Consider the following 21,019-nt stretch of genomic DNA (forward strand, 5'->3'; position numbering starts at 1 on the left):
GTCTTTGATTCGAATGTGATACGTCTTTGAACCCTGCCTTCTCCCTCTCTTCAACGGGAAAACTACGGGAAATGGACTGCCTCACAGCCCTCACACCAGGGTTAGGCCGGGGATCCACTAGGGCATGAACATACCATCTACATACCATCTACATACCATCTACATACCATCTACATACCATCTACATACCATGAACACTCCCCGGAGTTCATGACGTGTCCGGAAACTGTAGTTTCCGGGACCTTGTCATAGTCCAAGGGGTAGCAGACTCCGGAGAAACACCGGACAAGTGAGGGAGAAAAAAGAGCCCGGGAAGAGAAACCGGTTGGCTACAGTCCCTCTCCCCGGGCAACTTTGTAAACGCACCACGAATATTTGTTACTTCACGATTATCGTGAAACAATCAACCAAATCATGGGAATACCCTTCGTTATGTACATTCAAGGTTATCTTGTAACTCCCCGCAGGTATATCGTGTTCCAAAGGAACTTCAAACGCACCATTCCCACCCACGGAAATATACTCTCTCAACTTCTCTGGAACACCATCTTGAGAAGTGATATTTCCCACTTCCATATAAATCGGGTTAGTCCCCAAGACTCCTTGTATGGCAACACTTGTCCAGGGAGCACCCCATTTCGCACGATAATAATCCTCTCCCTCATTTATTCGTTCAGGAATACCCAAAACATTCACGATCATATCCGGCGAGTACCCGAAGCCAAGGTACAATTCGTAAGTCGGGTTTATTTCCCCGGGATCATCATCCAATTCCGAGCGAATAACCAGTGTATCCGGTTTATATATGGCGTTATCCGTTTCCAAATAACCCGGTGTAACATCCTGACAAGCCGCAAGAAACCACAGACTCACGGCCATTACCATCCAAGTGAATAATATTTTCATTGTTTTTCGATTTTTAAATTTACAGGTATTCATTAAATTTTCCCTATCCCAAAATTATAATTCAGCGCATGAACCACCCCATGCCACGGTTGAATGTCAGGTGTCGCTAAGGGTACCATGAGGGTTACCGAAAACGAGTATAAAAACATGATATCCGCCCCAGCTTCCGGCACGCCATTATACTCTTGTTTATCCAGATAAGCCACCAAAGAACGTCCCCCAAGCGAGGTAAATCGTGTTCCCCCGGTTTGCCTCGGGTCCTCGATCAAAAAGTTTATATCACGATAAGCTATATCTTTACGCAAATATTTCCCCTTTACCACGTGGTCGAGCATGGTTTTCCGGCAAAATTCCGGTGTCAACTCGTCCACTGATTCCATATTATTATCCCACAAGTAACGCAGGATACAATAGCTCGGGGGTGCAAAGAACGTGATTTCGGGCAAGCTATCCACCCGCCCCTCGAATAAATCCTGTAATCCCGCCCGCTCGATCATCGCCACGGTCAATTCCCAATTATACTCATCTCCACGCAAGTAATCAAGTATGGTACAATCGTGATAAGGAGAGGAAACACCCGAGTTTATCACGTTCTGTTGCGTATCACACGACACGCATAGCCCCCAAAGGCACACTACGATTTTTATATACTGTAAAGTTTTCATTTCATTGTCTATTAAAGGTATTTCTGCCAAAAAGGATATTGTACAAACAAAGTGTTATTCGCTTCACCATTTACAATCAGAAAAAAACAACCATCCAATATATCTTGTTGTGAAACCGAACGATATCCCCCGTATAATTCCGTTTTGTAGTACTCGTTTCGCAAGACATCGTACCATCTTGAACCTTCCATCAACAACTCTTTTTCACGCTCCTTGAAAATAGCGTAACGCAAATCACCCTCGGCTGATTCGTATGGCTTCGCATTAGCTCGTTTCCGAATGCGATTCAAATCATCGATAGCTCCCTCGATATTTCCCAAACGTACCCGGCTCTCCGCGCGCAACAAGATGATATCCGCCAAGCGGAACCATATCTTATTCTGATCGTATCCCCGGAACATCCCGGTTCCCGTCCCGGATGTTTCCAAACGAGCGTAACGCCACTTCCACGGGAAAGCATAACCTTCCGTGAGCGGTAACAACGTATCGTGAGCCAACGAGTCCAATTTATAGAAATAGGCATCCCTCCGTAAATCCGTCACCTTTTCTCCCCCTTCTTCTCGAGTCGGGAACATCTCCCGCACGGAAGAAACCAACATTCGACACCCGCTCGACAATGTCAATCTCGATGTAGTTACCGGATAAGTCTGCCAATACCTACTTTCTGCCAGAAGAAAAGTTGGACTTATCTCACCAAATTCATCAGCGAATCCACGGAAAATACTCTCGTATATACTTTCCCGATCGCCACCGACCAACACGGAAGTACACACCGCTTCCGGGTTTGAAGCCAATTTATAGACATCATCCAGACTGATGATTGCCGTACAAGCCGAATCAACCGCTTGCCACAAGGCGCTGTCATCATATCCGGATTTCACTGAAGGTGCCATGTATTTACACCCGGCCTTCCACGCGCACAAATGTGCCAACACCGCATTAGCAGCTCCTTTACAGGGGATAGATTTGTAAGTAACGACATCTCCATCAGCATCTTTCAGTTCCGAATATTCCGGCAACAAATTCGCAGCCGCCCGGGCCTCTCCGATCGCGTAATCAATCACGTCCACCCACGAAGTTCGTGCCAAAGGACCGGAAATCACCTCATCTCGAATCAACATGCAATCACCAAAATCCCTCACTAAATGCAAATAGGTAAATGCTTTGTAAAAATGGATTTGCCCCCGGTAAAAATTTCTCCGCTCCTCTGTCATAGGTACATCATCCAAAAAAGGTATAGGAGAATTGACCTCTTTCAATATATTATATGCAGAATACCAACCATATGTATACCCGTTCAACTTGGCCGGTTGTAAAAGAGCAAAACCCCCTCCATTATCAAAATAATCATCAAACTCCCCCAACTTAGACGCCCAATGAACATACTGGCTCGCAAAACTTCGTACCGCACCTTCCATCGCCAACATGGCACTCTCGATATCTTTTTCCGTTTGGTAAGCATTCCCGAAGGTCACGGAGGCTTCCGGGGTCATCGTCAGAGCATCCTCGCACGACCAATTAATCGTGCCCAATAGTAACAATAGTATTATATAACAATGCTTCATAGTTTAAAATTTAAGTGTGATTCCTAAAGTATACTTTCTCGGCAAGGGGTAGTTTTTGTTCTGATCATACCCACTTGTCAAATCAATAGTCTCCGGATCCAACCCGGAGTAGTTTGTCCAGGTCAATAAATTCTCTCCACTCACGAATAAACGTAATTCTGTCATTCCCATTTTCTGTAACCAACGCCGAGGCAAAGAATAACCAACAGTTAAACTTTTCAACCTCAGATAATTTACTTTCTCGACATTATAATCCACCAATCCCCATCGTTCTCTACCAACCGCCGCATAATCAGCTTTATCTCCCGGTTTTTCCCAGAAAGTAATCTTGTCCGGATTAAAAAGCAAAGGTGTAACACTCCTACCCTCTACACTTCCCGAAACCAAAGTATTCACCGCATGACGACCTATCGAGTAAGACAACAACATGTTCAGGTCAAAATTTTTCCAACGAAGCTCGTTCACAATACCCCCGCTTATTTCAGGTAAGGTGCTTCCCATGTACACTTGGTCGTTACCATCAATAACACCATCGCCATTCACGTCCACGTAATTTATATCCCCTTCTTTTATCATATAATTCTTGAACATCTCGTTTTTCACAACATAATATCCCATACCAGCCGCATTATGATACAATTTTAAATCATCATACGAATCAACGAAACCGTCAGTCAAGAATGCATATATTCCATTCAAAGGCTTACCGATAATTCGCCCCCCGTAATCTCTTCCATTATACGATTTCTGAAATCTATTCCAATTTTTGGCTCCATTCACGGAAATTTTCCAATACAAATCTTTTTCGCGGAAAATATCATACTTAATCATAATCTCCATGCCTTCGTTAGAAATCGCCATCGCATTTTGCCATTGAGTGACATACCCGCTATGACTACCTTGTAGTGGAATTTTCGCTAACATCTTATCCGTGTAACGATAATAGTAATCGGCCGTGACAGTCAACCGATAATTAAATAGATCCATATCCAAACCAAAATCATACTGATCCGTTTCTTCCCAAGACAAAGCAGGATTATACATACCCCCATCAGGGGAAGCTGATACATAGGCATCACCATGCACAACACCACCAAGATTTAACTCACCCAATGCCAAATAACATTGTGAAAAGTGCATCCCGGAACGCCCCCAACTGGCACGCAATTTACCGAAAGAGAGCCAACCCAAATTATCCTTTACCCAATTCTCCTCCGTGAAAGTCCAAGCTGCCGCTACCGAGGGGAAAGTTCCCCACCGATTATCGGCCCCGAAAGTTGAACTTCCATCCCGCCGAAAACTGGCAGACAGCATATATTTTCCCCGGAAATCGTACTCCAAACGAGCAAAATAGGATATCAAACTCTTTTCCTGCATATCTGACACGTAACGTTGGAAAGCGACCGGTTTCTCGTAAGTTTCTCCCCACATATCTGTAGTCGACACGTTTCCTAATACGGGCAAGCCATCAGGTGCGTAATAAATTTTATCAGAAGGGGAATTTTGAGCGGAACCACCATTATATTCCGCCTGGTCATACTGGTAAGAGAATCCACCCACGAAACTAACGGAGTGATCTTCTTTGATTGTTCGTTTGTAAGAAATCAAATTCTCGTTCAATACCATCAAATTGACTCCCGTTTCCCCCATGCTCTTGGAAAAACCATCGTCACTCAAGTAAGAGGGCTGGAAATAATTTCGCCGGTCAACCGAATAGTCCGCCGCCAACATCGTCGTGATGTCCAATCCCTGGATAGGTTGATACCCGACCCTAAAATTAGCACGCAAACGAACATTACGATTCTTCTCTTTCGTCCCCTCGTAAGCCTCCAACACGGCATTCCACGGAACGGATCCTTCGCCCGGCAAGAAAGAATTCAATTCAAGAGGTTCTCCCGGCACAACCTCCACTGAAGGAGCCGACGAACCCAACATTTCGGATTTGGTTGCCCGCTTACGATTGGCCAAAGAGGCATTGAAACGCATATCCACGTTCAAGTTCTTCACGGGGATCACGTTCATGGAAGAGTTCAAATCCACCCGGTTGTAGCCCGTTCCCCTGAAAACACCATCCTCCTTGTAGTATCCCAAACCTAACCCGTAACTCATATTTTCGCCTCCCCCGTAAGTCTGAATATTTGCGTTAGTCACTTTTCCTTTCACGTAATACACGGGGAAATAATTGGTCGCATTATTATAAAAGGGGTTCAAGCTATCTTGCAAAGTAGTACCCGGGTACGTACTGGGCACCACGACAAAATTTTTATCGTAAACGGCACTCTGATTACTATTTTCATATTGCTCGCGCAAGCTTTCCGGGTATTTATATTGATTGGTCTTCGGATCCAAGTAAGCAAAAACGTTATTTTTAGCCTGTTTTAATCGCAACCATCGCTCGGCCCGCCCGATCGTCACGTCCGGAAGCCGCGGGAGAATACTCCAAGTTTGAGAAAAATTGACGGCGAAATTTGCTTTCTGGTTCTTTTTTCCTTTTTTCGTGGTGACAAGAATAACCCCGTTTGCCGCCCTCGAACCATAGATGGACGCGGCAGAAGCATCTTTCAGTACTTGCACGGATTCAATCATTTCCGGATTCAAATCAGAAAGCAAATTCGTTCCCGATATCGGCGAGGTAAAAGAGTTCATCGGTACACCATCGACCACCCACAAGGGGTCGGAAAATCGACGCCCTTGCTCGACATCCAAGGAGTTGTAGCCTCGAATAATCACGGCTGTTCCCCCACCCCCAGGAGAACCGGACATTTGCGTGATATCCATACCTGCAACACGCCCCTGTAAAAGCGAGGCTATGCTTGAAGATGGGATACCTTTCATTTCATCAGCCTTCACGACCGAAACTGAGCCCGTTGATTTTCTACGGGTCGTTTCCCCGTAAGCAACCACGATGGTTTCATCTAATGCCTGTATGTCTTCCTCCAAAACTATACGCAACGTATCAGTTTGTGCATTAAAAGTAACCATTTTCTTTTTAAAGCCTACAAAAGAAAATTCCAACGTACCACTCGTCACAGGTAAATCCATAGCGAACCATCCCCTCGTATCCGTTGCCGTCCCCAAAGATACACCCGCCACCTTCACCGTCACACCGGGCATGGGAACTCTTTGCATATCGTACACGAATCCCTTCACCCGCAATGATTTCTTTTCCGGTTCATCGGGAGTGGCAGGCTTGATAATCACCATTCGATCGATATATTCCCAAGTAAATTTACCTCCAAGTATTTGTTGCAACACCTCATCAATCTTCGTGTTTTTAACATCCAGAGAAATCGTTTGTTTCACGTCCACCTCGTCAAAACTATAAAAGAAGTCCAGTTGCGTCTGACGTTTCAACTCGGAAATAACCTTGGTAAAAGGCATTCCTTCCACTTTCAGCGTTACCATCTGATCCTGTGCCCTCACTCCCGCCGATAGGGAAAAAACAAACGCACACATCATCAAAAAAGTCAATTTCATAATCATCAAAATTTTGGCACACCGATTTCTTAACGGAATCCACGTGCCCGTTCGATTTTTTTTCATACTTTTGTAATAAGAGTTAAACAATCATCCTTCAGGGATCGCGAGTCCCCGGGGGACGTTTACCACACCGGGAGTTGTTGCTGCAATTCCCGGTTTGTTTTTAATTATTCCTGTTTATTATTTATTTCACTCACCGTCACCACCCGGCCGTTCACGTTAAAGCGTACCCGCGTGGTTTTCTCGATAATCGAGAATATCTTGTTTGCTGAATATTCCTTGTTAATCACCCCGGCAAAAGCAAAACGTTTCACGTTCTCGGAAGTAAAGAAGAAATCGATGTCATACCAACGTTCCAGTTGTGACGCAATTTCCTCCAACGTGGCTCCCTCGAAATAGAATTTCCCGTTGATCCAAGCGGTATAAATTGACGTGTCGACCTCTTTTGTCGTAAAAGTTCCGTCTTCCCATTCCGCTTGTTGCCCCGGTAAAATAATCTCACCCTTTCCGGTTAACCGATCTCCAACCCGCACTTTACCATCCACGAGCGTCGTCCGTACAGCCTGTTCCGAAACATAAGCACTCACGTTAAAACTCGTTCCCAGTACACGTACATCCACCTCTTTCGCCTCCACGATAAAAGGTTTCGCAGTATCCTTCACCACCTCAAAATACCCTTCCCCTTCCAGATACACCCGCCGCTCCTTTCCCTCGAAACGAGTCGGGAAACGAAGTTTTGATTCCGAATTTAAGTAAACTTTCGAACCATCAGCCAGAATCAATTGATATTCGCCTTTGCGAGGTACGATGATCGTGTTGTACTCGATCTTAGCGGGTGTCCCGGTCACCCGTTCATACGTCACGCTTTTAGAGGAATCGAGCCGGATTCGGACATCTCCTTTATTCAAAATCGTATCACCGGCAAATAGAGACAAGTCTATCCTTTCCCCTTGTTCCATAAGCAATACGGCACGAGGTGTTCCTGCCTCAATCTCCGGTACAACTTCCGCAACAAGCATCTCCCTTTTCTCTCGCAGATTCATCCATAAAGTTCCACCCAATAACAAAGGTAACATCACGGCAGCCACCCAACGCCACACAGGAATACGCCTCCGGTTCATTCCTTCACCCCGGTATTGCTCGATGACTTGCCACATCTTTTCACGATCCGCCACCAACTCATCCTTTTTCCACATCCCGACTTCTCTCAACACACGCCTCACAGCGGTAAAATCCCTCTCCTTCCATATTCTCTCCCACTCGGCATCTCCCGGCTTGACCTTGCCCTCCAATATCGCCTGTAACCAATATTTTTCATCTTTTGTACTCATATTATCTCGTTTTTAGAGTAAAGCCTTCCCTTTTCAGCTTTCTACACGTAAAGCGAGAAACAGATCAATTAGGGTGAAAAGAAATCATGATTTTTTTTAGAAATTTGTGATATTTCTCTTTTTTGCCCGTCGATAACTATGATAACAACCAAAACCGGCACGAATCGCCAAATCCGTCATGCTCACTCCCGCACAAGTTGAATCAGCCAAAAAAGCTTTCATTTCACGCAGGCGACAATCATTAATATAGGTATTAAAATTCATCCCATACGTACGGTTAATAAACGTGGAAAGATACGTACGATTGGTCTGTAACTCCCCGGTCAGGTCCGTTATTTTCAATTCCGGGTTCAAGTAAGGCTTTTCTTCCCGGATATATTTCTCGAACCTCTCCTTGTTCAGTAGGGGCGTTTTTTTGATCTCCTGCCGATCACCGGACGATTCCTCCACGCAAGAACACAAAACGTAATTTCCGACAATAATATTATAAGCCACGATCGAATATTGTAACAACAAAATTCCAATCGGGAGAAAATCAAGCCAGTAACTCTCGGCGAAAAGAGGATCCAACAAGGGCATACATAAAGAAAAGAGAAACAAGAGCAACACGCATCCCAGCCAACGCAAGGGAGGCTCTTTCATATCTCCCAACCGTTCCCGCATAACACGCCAGTAGCGGAACAGACGTTTCAGCCCCAGCAAAGTATAACAAAGACAAAACAGGAACGCCACCATCAACTGGGAAGTGAAAAAACGAGTAAAATAAAAATAAACATCTTCCAGCGGGCTATCCACGGCCACGATCGCCACCTGCACGTCCAAAGGCACGAAAAGGCTCCACACAAGGAGAACCACCGGGATCAACACGGGCAGATAGTAGTGCCGCATGGAAAAATGCTCGGAAGAATCCACCCGCGTCAACCAGAAAACAACATGATAGAATGTCACGGACATCATGATAAATGAACAATAACACAAGCTATTCAAATAGACGAAAAGACGAGGCGACCACGTGTAGATGATCACGCAGGCCCACCCGAAAGCGACCGAGAAATAGAAAAAGAATAACCCCCGTTTCAAGTAACGCTCTTCCTCCCGCACACTATCCTTGTAGGTAAGTATCATTAACAGGCAACAGGTCAAGGCCGAGATCACCGGAAACAGGTTCGTGAGAATCGAAATCCATGTTTGCATACTCATATCATGCAAATATATCAAAAAACGTACAATAACATTCTGGCAAACAAGCTCTTTAATTATCATCATTTGTGCATATCATTCAAAATTCTCCCTCTACAAGCGCATATCGTACAATTTGTCACGTCGTTTTTTCTTACTTTTGAACGATTTGAACGGTCGATTTATATACTTTGCACGTTGAAGTTTCCATCTTTACCCTACTTTTATCGGTAAGAATTTTTATTGATAAAACGATGGATGACGAAAACTTATTTGAAATAAACCTTGCAGATTCGGTCTGGCGATGGGATTTTATCGATTTCTGGGCTCAACCGTTAAGCCAAAGGGGAACTAAACCCGGAAGAGAAAAGGATGACAAGCCCCCAGCCCCGGAAAAGGATCAATGATTCGTCCTTTTCCTGATCTGCTCCACACCCCATGCCAAAGCGATCCCGATCAAAGCTCCAACTGTGGCCTCACTAAAGCGCAGGACACCATTCACGAAAGGAGAAATCGAGGGAGACATTTTAGATATAAGCAGGATAATTACCAAAGTAATGGTGGCCATCTTACCATCATCGGGGATGCCCAAAAGCATACATAAAATATCCAATAAAAACACGGTGACAATCATTCCCAAAAGGGTGAATGGAAAAAGAAGTAGATACACGTAAGCAATCACGGCCCCGATAAACGTCCCGAACACCCGCAGACCTCCCTGATGAATAGAAGTTTTCACGTCTTCCTGCAACACGACAATCGCGGAGATTACCGCAAGCATGGACCCCATCCAACGGGATTCCACGTGAAAATGCCCCGTGAGGTAAGCCCCAACCAAATAGGACAAAAGTACGGCCACCCCTTTCGCCGTGGCCATCAATGGGCTCACCGGATGAAATACTCGTTTCACGTCTAACTTCATAAAAAACAGATTTTCTAGCTTTTACCGTTCCCACGGAAGAAAAGTTACAACCTATTTCTCCACCTCTTCTTTGAAAAAAGAATTACACAGGATTAACATGAAATTTTTATCCCGATCGCCAAACTCGGATTTAATTTTCTTGTAAGCGACCTTGACCTGTGTCTTCACGGTATTCACGGACACGCCCAATTGTTCGGCCACGTCCTTGTAACTCAATCCCTCGACACATCCCAAAATAAAAATCTCCTTGCACTTGGGCGGCAAGCTATCCATCACGATTTGCAATCGCTCGTACAACTCTTCGAAACTCTCAGAATCCTCACTTACTTCTTCCCCTGACGCCATCATTTCCCGCTGGTACCTTTGTTTCACCTCCTCGTGAAGTTTACGATCAATACAAGAATTCTTGACTGAACGACTTAAATAAGCATAGATCGATCCCGAGTGAGAGATTTTCGCCCGGTTGACCCATAGGTAAATAAACGTATCCTGCACGATGTCCTCCGCTTCCGCCCGGTTCCCGACAAAACCTAACGCGTAAAGGTATAACCGTTCCGAGTAAGACTCGAAAAAAGAATTGAACGCATTCCAATCCCCTTCCTGCATTTTCCGGAACAAAGTTAACTCATCCTGCATAAGCCATAATATTTATAACAAAAGTAATGATTCTCTTTATAATTTATTCCCCTCATGCCGGGAAATTACAAATAAAAGACAGCTTAATACTATCGCAATACCAACCCTTTCACAAGGTAATAATCCCCCATGTCCCATTCCACGCCCTTTCATTCCCCTTTCATAGCCCTTTTACCATACACGGGAAAAGGGGAGAAAAGCCTGAAACAAGGCTTATAGAGAATTATTACTTATATATATCCCAGATATTTCAATGGTTTTATCTTAAAAATACAAGACCACTCCGTCAACACCCAATATTTATTCCACCGAAGAGTTTCAAAAGAAATCAGAATCGTTTATATTTGCATCACTATTAAGATAAAAGCTAAAAAAGAAGACATGGCACAGACTCCATCTATCCCGAAAGGAACAAGAGACTATTCACCGGAAGTTATGGTGAAAAGAAATTATATATTCGACACGATCAAATCCGTATTCAAACTCTATGGTTACCTGCCGTTGGAAACTCCGGCAATGGAAAATCTTTCGACCCTCATGGGGAAATACGGCGAGGAAGGGGATAAATTACTTTTCAAAATACTGAACTCCGGGGATTTCTTGGCACCTGTCACCAATAGCGAAGTGGAGGAACGCAATATTCCCCGGTTGACCAACAAGATTTGCGAGAAGGGATTGCGTTATGACCTGACTGTGCCTTTCGCCCGATTCGTGGTACAACACCAGAATGAAATATCGTTCCCGTTCAAGCGCTACCAGATTCAACCCGTGTGGCGGGCTGACCGTCCGCAGAAGGGACGCTATCGCGAGTTCTACCAGTGTGACGTGGATGTCGTGGGAAGTGATTCCTTGCTGAACGAGGTGGAATTGGTTCAAATCGTGGACGAGGTGTACAAACGGCTGAAAATAAACGTACGCTTGTTGATCAACAACCGGAAAGTGTTGGCGGGAATTGCCGAGACAATCGGGCATCCCGACAAGCTGGTTGACATCACCGTTGCCATTGACAAGATGGACAAGATCGGTGCCGAGAACGTGAACGCCGAACTCCGGGAAAAAGGAGTGTCAGAAGAGGCCATCGAGAAATTACAGCCGATTCTACGCTTGGAAGGTTCCAACGAGGAGAAATTGACCCGCTTACAAGAAGTCCTGAAAGGCAGCGAAACCGGATTAAAAGGAGTTGCAGAACTCTCCACCGTGTTCCGTTACCTGAATCAACTGGACATCCAAACGGAAGTAAAACTGGACCTAACACTTGCCCGAGGTTTGAGCTACTACACCGGAGCCATCTTCGAGGTAAAAGCCAAGGACGTGGAGATCGGGAGTATCACCGGGGGGGGACGTTATGACGACTTGACCGGTATCTTCGGGATGAAAAATATGTCGGGTGTCGGCATATCCTTCGGGGCCGACCGTATCTTCGACGTGATGAACCAACTGGACATCTTCCCCAAGGATTCCACGGCAACGACCCGTGTACTTTTCGTGAACTTCGGGGAAAAAGAGGAGGCTTTCTGTCTTCCCGTGCTGAAAACCCTACGGGCCGCGGGAATCAACTCCGAGATATACCCTGAAGCCGCCAAGATGAAGAAGCAAATGACTTACGCCGACAAAAAGAGTATTCCCTACGTGGCCTTAGTCGGTGAAAACGAAATAAACAATAACGTGGTCACGCTGAAAAATATGCTCACCGGAGAACAAGAAAGTGTAGCCGTTTCCAGCCTGGTTGACAAACTAAAAAGCGAGAATTAAAATATGCAACTCTATCGCAAAGAACAACGTCCGCTGAAAAGCCACGGATTTGATGTCAGATTCCCGTGATCGGGAAGCTGTTTATAAAGTTTGTAAAGTCCATAAAGTTTATAAAGTAACGAAACTTTAAAAACCGAAAGTTTACCTTATGAACCTTATAGCCCTTACAAACTCGCCAGGCTCCCGCCTCGCTCGTGTGCGTACAATTTAAAATCTAAAATTTAAAATCTAAAATTCCAATGACTCATTATATAACCCCAGAGAAATTAATTTTCGAGCAAATCGAAAAAATCTTAACTAAAAAGTATAAGTTAGCTTTATCAGACGAAAGCAAGAAACTGATCAATGATTGCAAGGCTTACTTGGATCACAAGATCGCAACCTCAGACAAACCGTTGTATGGAATTACGACCGGGTTCGGTTCTCTATGCAAAATTTCTATTTCGCAAGAAGACTTAAGCCAATTACAGGCTAATTTGGTAATGTCTCACGCTTGTAGCTTGGGAGAACCCGTGCATAAAGATATTATCCGTTTGATGCTGTTGTTGAAGGCTCATGCTCTCTCTTTAGGAAAATCCGGGGTACAACAAGTGACAGTAGAACGTATTATCGATATGTTCAACCATGACGTTCTTCCCGTGGTGAAAGAGTTGGGTTCTTTGGGTGCATCCGGAGACTTGGCCCCACTGGCAAACTTGTTCTTGCCGTTGATCGGCGAGGGTGAAGTATTCTACAAGGGAAAAATCTATCCAGCAAAAGAAATTAATGCCAAATTTGGCTGGGAACCCATCCAACTGGGAGCCAAAGAAGGATTGGCCTTGTTGAACGGTACTCAATTCATGAGTTCTCATGCTGTTTACGCTTTATTGAATGCCTTCAAAGTGGTAAAATACGCTGACATTATCGGGGCGTTATCACTGGAAGCATACGACGGACGTATCGACCCGTTCTTACCACAAATTCACGAGGCCCGTCCTCATCCGGGACAAATTGAAACGGCTCGCAATATCCGCACCTTACTGGAAGGTTCAGAATTCCAGAAAATGGAAAAAACTCACGTGCAAGACCCGTACTCTTTCCGCTGTATGCCGCAAGTACACGGGGCAGTGAAAGACACCGTGGCTTACGTGGCCTCTGTCGTTGAACGGGAAATCAACTCGGTAACCGATAACCCGACGATTTTCATGGAGGACGATTTGATCATTTCCGGGGGTAATTTCCACGGTGAACCGCTAGCACTGGTATTAGATTTCTTGAGCATCGCTATTGCTGAATTGGGTAGTATCTCAGAAAGACGGGTATACCGTTTGATTGCCGGAGATCGTAAAACACCTGAATTCCTCGTTGCCAATTCCGGCTTGAATTCCGGTTTCATGATCCCGCAATACGCCGCTGCCGCTATTGTCAGCAAGAACAAACAATTGTGTTCCCCGTGTTCCGTGGACTCCATCCCGTCCTCCAACGAGCAGGAAGACCATGTCAGCATGGGTGGTAACGCCGCAACCAAGACCGTGAAAGTAATCGAGAACGTGGAACGCGTGTTAGCTATCGAATTGATGAACGCCGCACAAGCCATCGATATGCAACGTCCGACGAAAACATCAGAATATCTGGAAAACTTCTTGGCAGAATTCCGTACCATCGTACCGTTCAACAGCCAAGACCGGGTAATGTACCAAGACATTGAGGCTGCCGTTGAATTCTTGAAACAAGGAGAATTTGCTAACTTCGAATAAAATCAATATCGTGATATGAAAAAAGCCGGTAAGAACCGGCTTTTTTCATATCATTATTCGACTTTAACCCACTTCACGGCATCTGCAATGATTATTTGGTAACAAGTAACATTTGTATTTCTTCTTAACATTCTTGTTTTTATTACCGGTTGCAAATCAGTTCCACCCTTATCACTTAATCGTACAAAGTAATCCCCCTCACGGAACTCATATGTTCCCAACTCAATCCATCCCGGGGTTTCCTCGTTCAGATCCAGTTCTACATAAGTATCTCCTTCCTCCGAAAATACTTGATAATACAACCTTGCATTTTTCAAAAAGGAACCCAAGAAGGTTGCATACAAAGATTCCGGGACATGAGCGACAACACGATATTTTCCCGGTTCTTTAATCTTCACTATCCACTCGGCATACTCTTCCCCAATCCCAGCCTTTTTACAGTAAGCACTCTTTATTTTATACCCATATAAAGAAGAAGAAATTGAAAGAATCCATTCATCACCCACATCCTCCACACTCTGGTACTCTCGTTCTTCTTGAAGATGTTCGCCCCATTTCTTACGCTTATCCTTTCCCACCAAACGGAAACCGACATCTTCATTATCCACAACAATTTCATTCGGCGATAACCTAAAACTACTACTATCAGCATCTCTAATTCCTTCCCAATCCCACTCTGTTTTCTCTGTATCATTGTACATTATAGAAATTCTATCAGGTAAATTACAACATAAACCCAGTTCCACGGAAAAACTCGGTATAGTATAGTTCCTCACTCGAACCTCTTTACAACTTTTCGCTGGAATTAAAAAATAGTTCGGCCGTTGCCGACGTAATTTCTGATCATACCCATCCACCTTTAGTATACCATCGACATCCGAAGGATTATATACCTTACAATACCCTAAGGGAATATCATTATAAGATTCCATTTTCAAGTCTTGAACAAACAAGATTGGTAGTTGATTATCATCATAGTAGCGATCCAACAGACTATCTATATTCACATTGAATTGATCTTTAAATTCACGAGCAAAAACATCAAAATCAACTCGTTGAAAAGAATGACGTTTTACAAAATCCTCGATAAAATCCCACATATACATCATCTCTACCTGAGTCGCAATTAATGAATTGATATGCTCTCTTTTCTTTTTGAGCATCATGTATTCAACCGGATTATCCCTATCCATCAATGCTCCACGCAAGCTTTTTCCATCCCAATATTGAATGATTTTCACCTTTTCATTTAATGATAAATGATCTTTAGACTGACCGGAAAACCGCATCTCGTATATCAAATCTCCAATACAAGGAAACTTATCCGAATATATTGTGGCTCGAAATTCCTGATACATAGGCATAATATTATAAATCGGTTCGAAAAAACGATTTATCACGTTTGACCGCAGAACAACCCCTTCTCTCTCAAGAACTCTCTCGGTCTTTATTACTTTCAAAATATCCTTCATCGACCGATAGGATTCGGTAAAAAGTTTCTCCGGGAAGAACACAAATTCAGGTTGTACGAAATTACTTCCCAATTGGCCCTGTCTAAGATAAGCTCTAAAATTCAATGGCATTTCGACTATTGACAAACGATTTGTTGGAAGTGAATTTCCTATTTGATGTTTCAACATTCCCAACTGATCAGATATTAATAATCTCAAGGAATCTGACGACAAACGATGATCTTTAACCCAAAAATCATGCCCCGGGAAATAATATATCCCGAATGAAAGTGAATCAACGGTTATCGTCTTCTGTTCATAATCCCCTATACATAAACTGAGACGAGGCAACGGATGAGCATTGGAATAACTAATCCCTTTTTCATTTCTCTCCATGCAGCCTTGAGAAATAACAGCCTTACCTTCTTGCCCTTCCACCTCCAATTGATAATCCGTGAAATCGAAATCTTTCATTGAAGGCATTTGCAGGTTCACTGGTGGTACTGCCGATAAATACCACAAACATTCGGGCAAAAGAATTGTATATTTATTCCCAACATGGGCAAAACGTCCTCCATTACTATACAGTTCATGCCGGGTTTTAGGCATCTTCCCCGATGGATCAGCAGAAAACGGAAGAACTCCCATTCGCGTATTATGATATTCTTCATCAGATAGTTCTAAATAACAAATAGCCTCATCAATTGTTCCCTCATATTCTACCCGCAAAGGTAATTCCTCCCCACACTCCATTTTCCGATTCATGACAACCACGTGTCCTTCTCGATTATAAGCCAACTCCTGCCCTTCACTTGTCAAAGAAACAATGCCTAATCCGGGATTCAAATAAAGTATCGGGGAGTCTATCGGTTGCTTACTCTTATTCACCAGAAGTAAAAGACTTTCAACGTTCAGCCTGTTCCCGGATTGTTTATACACCATACGGTTGGAGACAATCTGGACCCGATCATTCTTCATATATTTTTCCTGAGCAATCCTGAATCTTACACGTCGTTGATTTATATCCAGGTAAGTATTCAAATATAATGTACCCGCTAAGATTCCCAATAGGACGAAACCACCCGCTAAGATTCCCAATACTTTCCGAAAAGCAGAACGTTTATCATCCATACGTTTCATTAACAGCATCGACAAAAATATCAGACCGACTCCACAAGAAAAGTATGCCAAGCGATGTAACAGGAAGATCCCGATATTGGCAAAACCGATTGCATCAGAAAATAACAACGGCTGGGAACGAGCCCATGGATCAAACATTCCATATAATGTCCACGGAGCGGCAAAATAACACCCGATGAACCCAATCATCAAAAGCAATAATACCAGATAATGATTACGAATCAACATCGCAACAAACAACGAGATTCCAAGAACAAACACCAAGGCAGGGAAAGTCAACGTCAATAAATAAAACAAATAGAGAAATGGATTAAAAGCTACCGTCTCCATGAATAACAAATGAATCATGATAGCGATTCCTATTGAAACAAGATTCAACAAGAGACAGATCTTCATTACTCCCCATATCTTTCCAAACATATACTCCACGTTTGTCTCGGAACGACTTAAAAAGGTTTCATTGGTACCTAACTGCCGATCCCTCCAGACAAATTCCACCCCGACAAAGATAACCAATAAAGATTGTAACAAATTGAACAACCATGCGTTCATGTAAGGTACCGTAGCAGATAAAGCAGATTCCACCCATACAGTGGAATCTACTTGTAAATACCATTGTACACCTGTAATTCCAAAAACAATACAAATAAGAAAAATCCAAAACAACAAATGTCGCCGAATGATCTTTCTCTCATAACTTGCAATTAGTCGAATTTTATCAAGTGCCATACTTTATTGGTTTTAATTGAAATTCAAACAACGGAGCGAATTGAATCCCGTTTAAAAATAACGGTGTACGATCTTTATCGCTTTAGAACGAGACATCTCACCGGGGCTTGTTCCAAGAATACCCTCCGGGATCGGAGTTTTATGGCGCTCGAAATGTTTCTTCCACAAGGGACTGGTTTCACCCGTCTCCTTGTCTTTAAATGACATTGGAGTCGCCTTGAAAATCGGCTTCCCGTTAGGACGCAAAAAAGCCAAATAGATGATCTCACTACAATAATATTTATCATTATCCGGTAAAAACACGTAATCATAAGGTTTCCCTAAAAATGACTTCAATATTTCTATCGCACGGGGAATGGACTTCTGATATTTCGGTTTCAGCCTCCCGACCACAACCAACGGATTCCCGTTCACGGATTTAGCCTGTTTAAGAAATTTTTCTAACGGGGTTTTACAAACGTCGGGCTGAGTGGCCTCCAACACGAAAACCTGTCCATCCTCAACCAGCACAACCCCAACATGGGAAAAGTTCAAATCATCCAAACTGGTTGTCACGTTTTCGATTGCCTTCACAAAAGAGGTTCGAGCCTTATTGGTCTGAAACAGGATATCTCCTGTTTTCAGATCAAAAGGTTTTTGGGCGTAAAGAGCTATCGTTAGTAACAAAACGCCCAAGCTTAATATAATTTTTTTCATCATGCTGTCATTATTTACGATTCGGGAAAATAAGTACGGCAATAAAACCATAAATTCCACATACCAATGTCACGGCCAGATCCAAATAATTAAATAAATTCCGCATACTCCGTTTATGGTACAACCTGATACAGAGTAACAATAAGGTTAACGCTATATTCAAATAAATAAACCGTTGCATATCATAGGCCTCCACTTTCAACTTTTTGGCTCCATCACGGGTGAAACGAGCTTTAAAGGGGAATACATAGTTCTCTCTCTGTCCCACTTTCGAATTTTCGTAAAGAGGATAAACCAATGTTTCGGAAGCCAGCAAATTATGCTCCTTGTCCACCACGTAAATTTTCACACGATCCAAACCGTACAATTGATAGGTATAGAAGAAAAGGTCCTCACTCATCGTAATCAGACTCCCATAGTCCTTGTAATCATATATCGGGAGCTGGAAGAAACTATAATCTTTGATACGCATCAAATAGATGTTATAGTTCTGATCGTACACGTATCCATAATTTACATTATCCACCAGACAATTCATTCCATTTACCTGCATACCGACAGGAAGAGGTATTTTATGACATTGAGGTTCTCCATCATACATTTTTAAATGGAAAAAATCGTCCTTATTGTCCACCATAAAATAGCCATCATCTTTTGATTTGGAAGTGGAAGGAAGTCCATAAATATTCTTTATCGGGAATTGTATGCCTTCATTCTTCATGGCCCGGGTAAAACGTTCACTCTTTTCCTTATTCACGCCTTTAACCCGATTAATATCCGTTTCAATAAATTCAATCCCGTCATCTGTCAAGCGAAACATATCTTCAGGAAGTTCCATTTTTATCCGATCCGTATGGGATTCGAACATCCACAACAAAGATTTTCGTCCGGGTCCAGCCCCAAGGAACAAGGGGAAACGTGCCGCATCCTGTATCATCTGTAAGGTCACGTGTTGCCCGCGAATTGTATCGGGGAACCGGTTCTCGTACATTAATTGCCGACAATTCTTCATCGGGAATATATCCATCAATGCTTTCGTGTCGTAAGTATTTCCGGCCCGATCTCTTCCGACCTGAATCTCACGTAACTGTACCGTGTCGTATTCATATTTCAAGGTAACAAAATCATTCAATATCTCGCTAAATACGAGCTGAGTACGTCTTTCCCTTTGTTCGAATGTTTTCTTATATATTTTAGGGAACTCCAACGCCATTACCAATACAGCCAATAGCACCAGAGCTAATCTTATCATCTTTGGTATCATATTATTTTTCTCCTATTTTAAAACGATTAGCCGTATATATCATTCCAAGACTCGCGATGACCAGTACTATAATCATTAGTACATAGAGATTCGACATATTACCTCCCAACAGATAAATATCCAATAATTCATACACCACGATCGCATATAAACACCGGAATTTCCAACTGGGTTCCATGGCAATCATTGCCACGAAGAAATAGGTCGTGAATCCTCCCAATATCCAAGGCAAGAAAGCATTTATAGCCATAACATGCATCTCCACCGGAAAGAAATAAAGGTCTATCGTGAAAAACAGTATCATGAAGATGACCATCAATGAAAGAATCATGAGAAACCCATATAAAACCATCGTGTAAAGCATCACAATTTCATTCAACGGTAAATGCAGGGTTAATTTGATTCTTTTTTGCAGGACCTCCGGCAAATACTGCGATCCACCAATCAATAAGGCAATGATAAAAGGGATATTCTTGAAAATCCCATAATGCGGCCGTCCGGCTTGTGTAAACCATTCAAAAACATAATTCGATCCTCCATCAGCATTTATAATATTGCTATTCAAGCCAATGAATGCATATAATATTGTTCCCACTCCCAACACCAGAGAAGCAAGTACAAACCATTTCGTTTTTAACCATTCTTTATAAAAAAGATGTAATGCCATAATCTTAATATTTACCTGTTAAACCAATAAAAGCATCTTCCAAAGTCATCTTTACAGGTTTAAAATCAGAATATTCCAACCCTTTTGCCTGCAACATGGCCTGTACTTCTTCTGCCGATGCATACGTGTAAAGTTCATAGTGATTTTTAATTCGATCCATCTCAACAGTCAGTGATTCTTCTTTAAGATTCACATCATCCCGGTTCAGATCAAATGTAAACTGGTGGAACTTTTCCATAAATTCAGATGCCGATCCTCGCATTAATACCCGGTTATAATCCATGATCAACACGTCATCGATCAATCGCTCCATATCCTGAATAATATGAGAGGTCAAGAATACGGTTTTATTTCCGGCCTTGGCATATTCACGCATATGATCCACGAACAAGCGACGATAGCCGGGATCTAATCCTAGAGAGAAGTCATCCAAGATCAGCAAATCCGGATCTTGAGCAAGAATCAGTCCTAAAGCCACTTGAGCCCGCTGGCCGCATGACATACTGGAAACTTTTTGAGAAGGAAGTATTTTCATCCTTTTCATCAGATCAAAATAGGCATCCCGATTCCAGTTTTTATAAAAACCGGAATAAAATTTCTCGATCTGGTAAATATTCATAAACGAGTACTGTATATGTCCCTCGATCAAATATCCTAAACGCCGTTTTGTTTCCGGACTCAAATTCTGGGTCGATTCCCCATAAATCAAACACTCCCCGGAACGAGGTTGCAGAAAGCCATTCAATATATTAATCGTGGTCGTTTTACCACATCCGTTTTTTCCCAATAATCCCATGATATGCCCTTTCTTCACCGAAAAATTGAGATTTTCATAGATTAACCGTTTCCCATAATAGTGGGTCAGATTTTTACACTCTATTATATTTTCTTCCATTACTA

At 43.0% G+C, this 21,019-nt stretch carries 15 protein-coding genes; 2 read left to right on the forward strand and 13 right to left on the reverse strand.

Annotation, left to right across the window (positions count from 1 at the left end):
• Positions 1–378 precede the first annotated feature (378 nt).
• The 8 genes from I2I33_RS16430 to I2I33_RS16465 all read right to left on the reverse strand — a co-directional run bounded on the left by I2I33_RS16430 (position 379) and on the right by I2I33_RS16465 (position 10,684).
• On the reverse strand, positions 379–906 hold the full coding sequence (locus I2I33_RS16430; protein WP_087419735.1) for a hypothetical protein: 528 nt from the start codon (positions 904–906) through the stop codon (positions 379–381).
• 32 nt (positions 907–938) lie between these two features.
• Positions 939–1,571 (reverse strand): hypothetical protein, encoded by a 633-nt coding sequence (locus I2I33_RS16435; protein ID WP_087419734.1) that lies wholly within the window; start codon positions 1,569–1,571, stop codon positions 939–941.
• Positions 1,572–1,582: 11 nt separating this feature from the next.
• Positions 1,583–3,136, reverse strand: a complete 1,554-nt coding sequence (locus I2I33_RS16440) for a RagB/SusD family nutrient uptake outer membrane protein (protein ID WP_087419733.1) — start codon at positions 3,134–3,136, stop codon at positions 1,583–1,585.
• Positions 3,137–3,139: 3 nt separating this feature from the next.
• The gene (locus tag I2I33_RS16445; RefSeq protein ID WP_087419801.1) at positions 3,140–6,613 is read right to left on the reverse strand and encodes a SusC/RagA family TonB-linked outer membrane protein; all 3,474 of its coding nucleotides are present in this window, start codon (positions 6,611–6,613) and stop codon (positions 3,140–3,142) included.
• Between the two features lie 170 nt (positions 6,614–6,783).
• Positions 6,784–7,947: a FecR family protein gene (locus I2I33_RS16450; RefSeq protein WP_087419732.1), complete on the reverse strand. Its 1,164-nt coding sequence runs from the start codon at positions 7,945–7,947 to the stop codon at positions 6,784–6,786.
• A gap of 96 nt (positions 7,948–8,043) precedes the next feature.
• A complete protein-coding gene (locus I2I33_RS16455) occupies positions 8,044–9,213 on the reverse strand; it encodes an AraC family transcriptional regulator (RefSeq protein ID WP_087419731.1) in 1,170 nt (389 codons plus the stop codon).
• A 313-nt stretch (positions 9,214–9,526) separates the two neighbouring features.
• Positions 9,527–10,048 carry an FUSC family protein gene (locus I2I33_RS16460; RefSeq protein ID WP_087419730.1) on the reverse strand — a complete coding sequence of 174 codons (522 nt, stop codon included), beginning with the start codon at positions 10,046–10,048 and terminating at the stop codon, positions 9,527–9,529.
• A 51-nt stretch (positions 10,049–10,099) separates the two neighbouring features.
• Entirely contained in the window at positions 10,100–10,684 is a 585-nt protein-coding gene (locus I2I33_RS16465; RefSeq protein ID WP_087419729.1) for an RNA polymerase sigma-70 factor, read from the reverse strand.
• 381 nt (positions 10,685–11,065) lie between these two features.
• On the opposite strand from I2I33_RS16465, the gene hisS reads away from it, so the two are divergent.
• The gene (gene hisS / locus I2I33_RS16470; protein ID WP_087419728.1) at positions 11,066–12,436 is read left to right on the forward strand and encodes a histidine--tRNA ligase; all 1,371 of its coding nucleotides are present in this window, start codon (positions 11,066–11,068) and stop codon (positions 12,434–12,436) included.
• A 239-nt stretch (positions 12,437–12,675) separates the two neighbouring features.
• Positions 12,676–14,172, forward strand: a complete 1,497-nt coding sequence (gene hutH, locus I2I33_RS16475) for a histidine ammonia-lyase (RefSeq protein ID WP_195666852.1) — start codon at positions 12,676–12,678, stop codon at positions 14,170–14,172.
• A 53-nt stretch (positions 14,173–14,225) separates the two neighbouring features.
• Here the strand turns inward: hutH and I2I33_RS16480 are convergent, their stop codons facing one another.
• From I2I33_RS16480 to I2I33_RS16500, 5 genes are read right to left on the reverse strand one after another with little or no spacing between them, the layout of a single operon-like run.
• Complete coding sequence (locus tag I2I33_RS16480; RefSeq protein WP_087419726.1) at positions 14,226–17,492, reverse strand: hypothetical protein; 3,267 nt, start codon at positions 17,490–17,492, stop codon at positions 14,226–14,228.
• Between the two features lie 51 nt (positions 17,493–17,543).
• Positions 17,544–18,191 carry a YiiX/YebB-like N1pC/P60 family cysteine hydrolase gene (locus I2I33_RS16485; protein WP_229128350.1) on the reverse strand — a complete coding sequence of 216 codons (648 nt, stop codon included), beginning with the start codon at positions 18,189–18,191 and terminating at the stop codon, positions 17,544–17,546.
• 7 nt (positions 18,192–18,198) lie between these two features.
• Positions 18,199–19,440, reverse strand: coding sequence for a DUF4857 domain-containing protein (locus I2I33_RS16490; RefSeq protein WP_162613702.1), 1,242 nt, complete (start codon positions 19,438–19,440; stop codon positions 18,199–18,201).
• A gap of 13 nt (positions 19,441–19,453) precedes the next feature.
• The gene (locus I2I33_RS16495; RefSeq protein WP_087419724.1) at positions 19,454–20,119 is read right to left on the reverse strand and encodes a hypothetical protein; all 666 of its coding nucleotides are present in this window, start codon (positions 20,117–20,119) and stop codon (positions 19,454–19,456) included.
• A 4-nt stretch (positions 20,120–20,123) separates the two neighbouring features.
• Positions 20,124–21,014 (reverse strand): ABC transporter ATP-binding protein, encoded by an 891-nt coding sequence (locus tag I2I33_RS16500; RefSeq protein ID WP_087419723.1) that lies wholly within the window; start codon positions 21,012–21,014, stop codon positions 20,124–20,126.
• Positions 21,015–21,019 lie beyond the last annotated feature (5 nt).

It is taken from the genome of Butyricimonas sp. BSD2780061689_150309_C8 (assembly GCF_015560935.1).
Classification (GTDB): domain Bacteria; phylum Bacteroidota; class Bacteroidia; order Bacteroidales; family Marinifilaceae; genus Butyricimonas; species Butyricimonas paravirosa.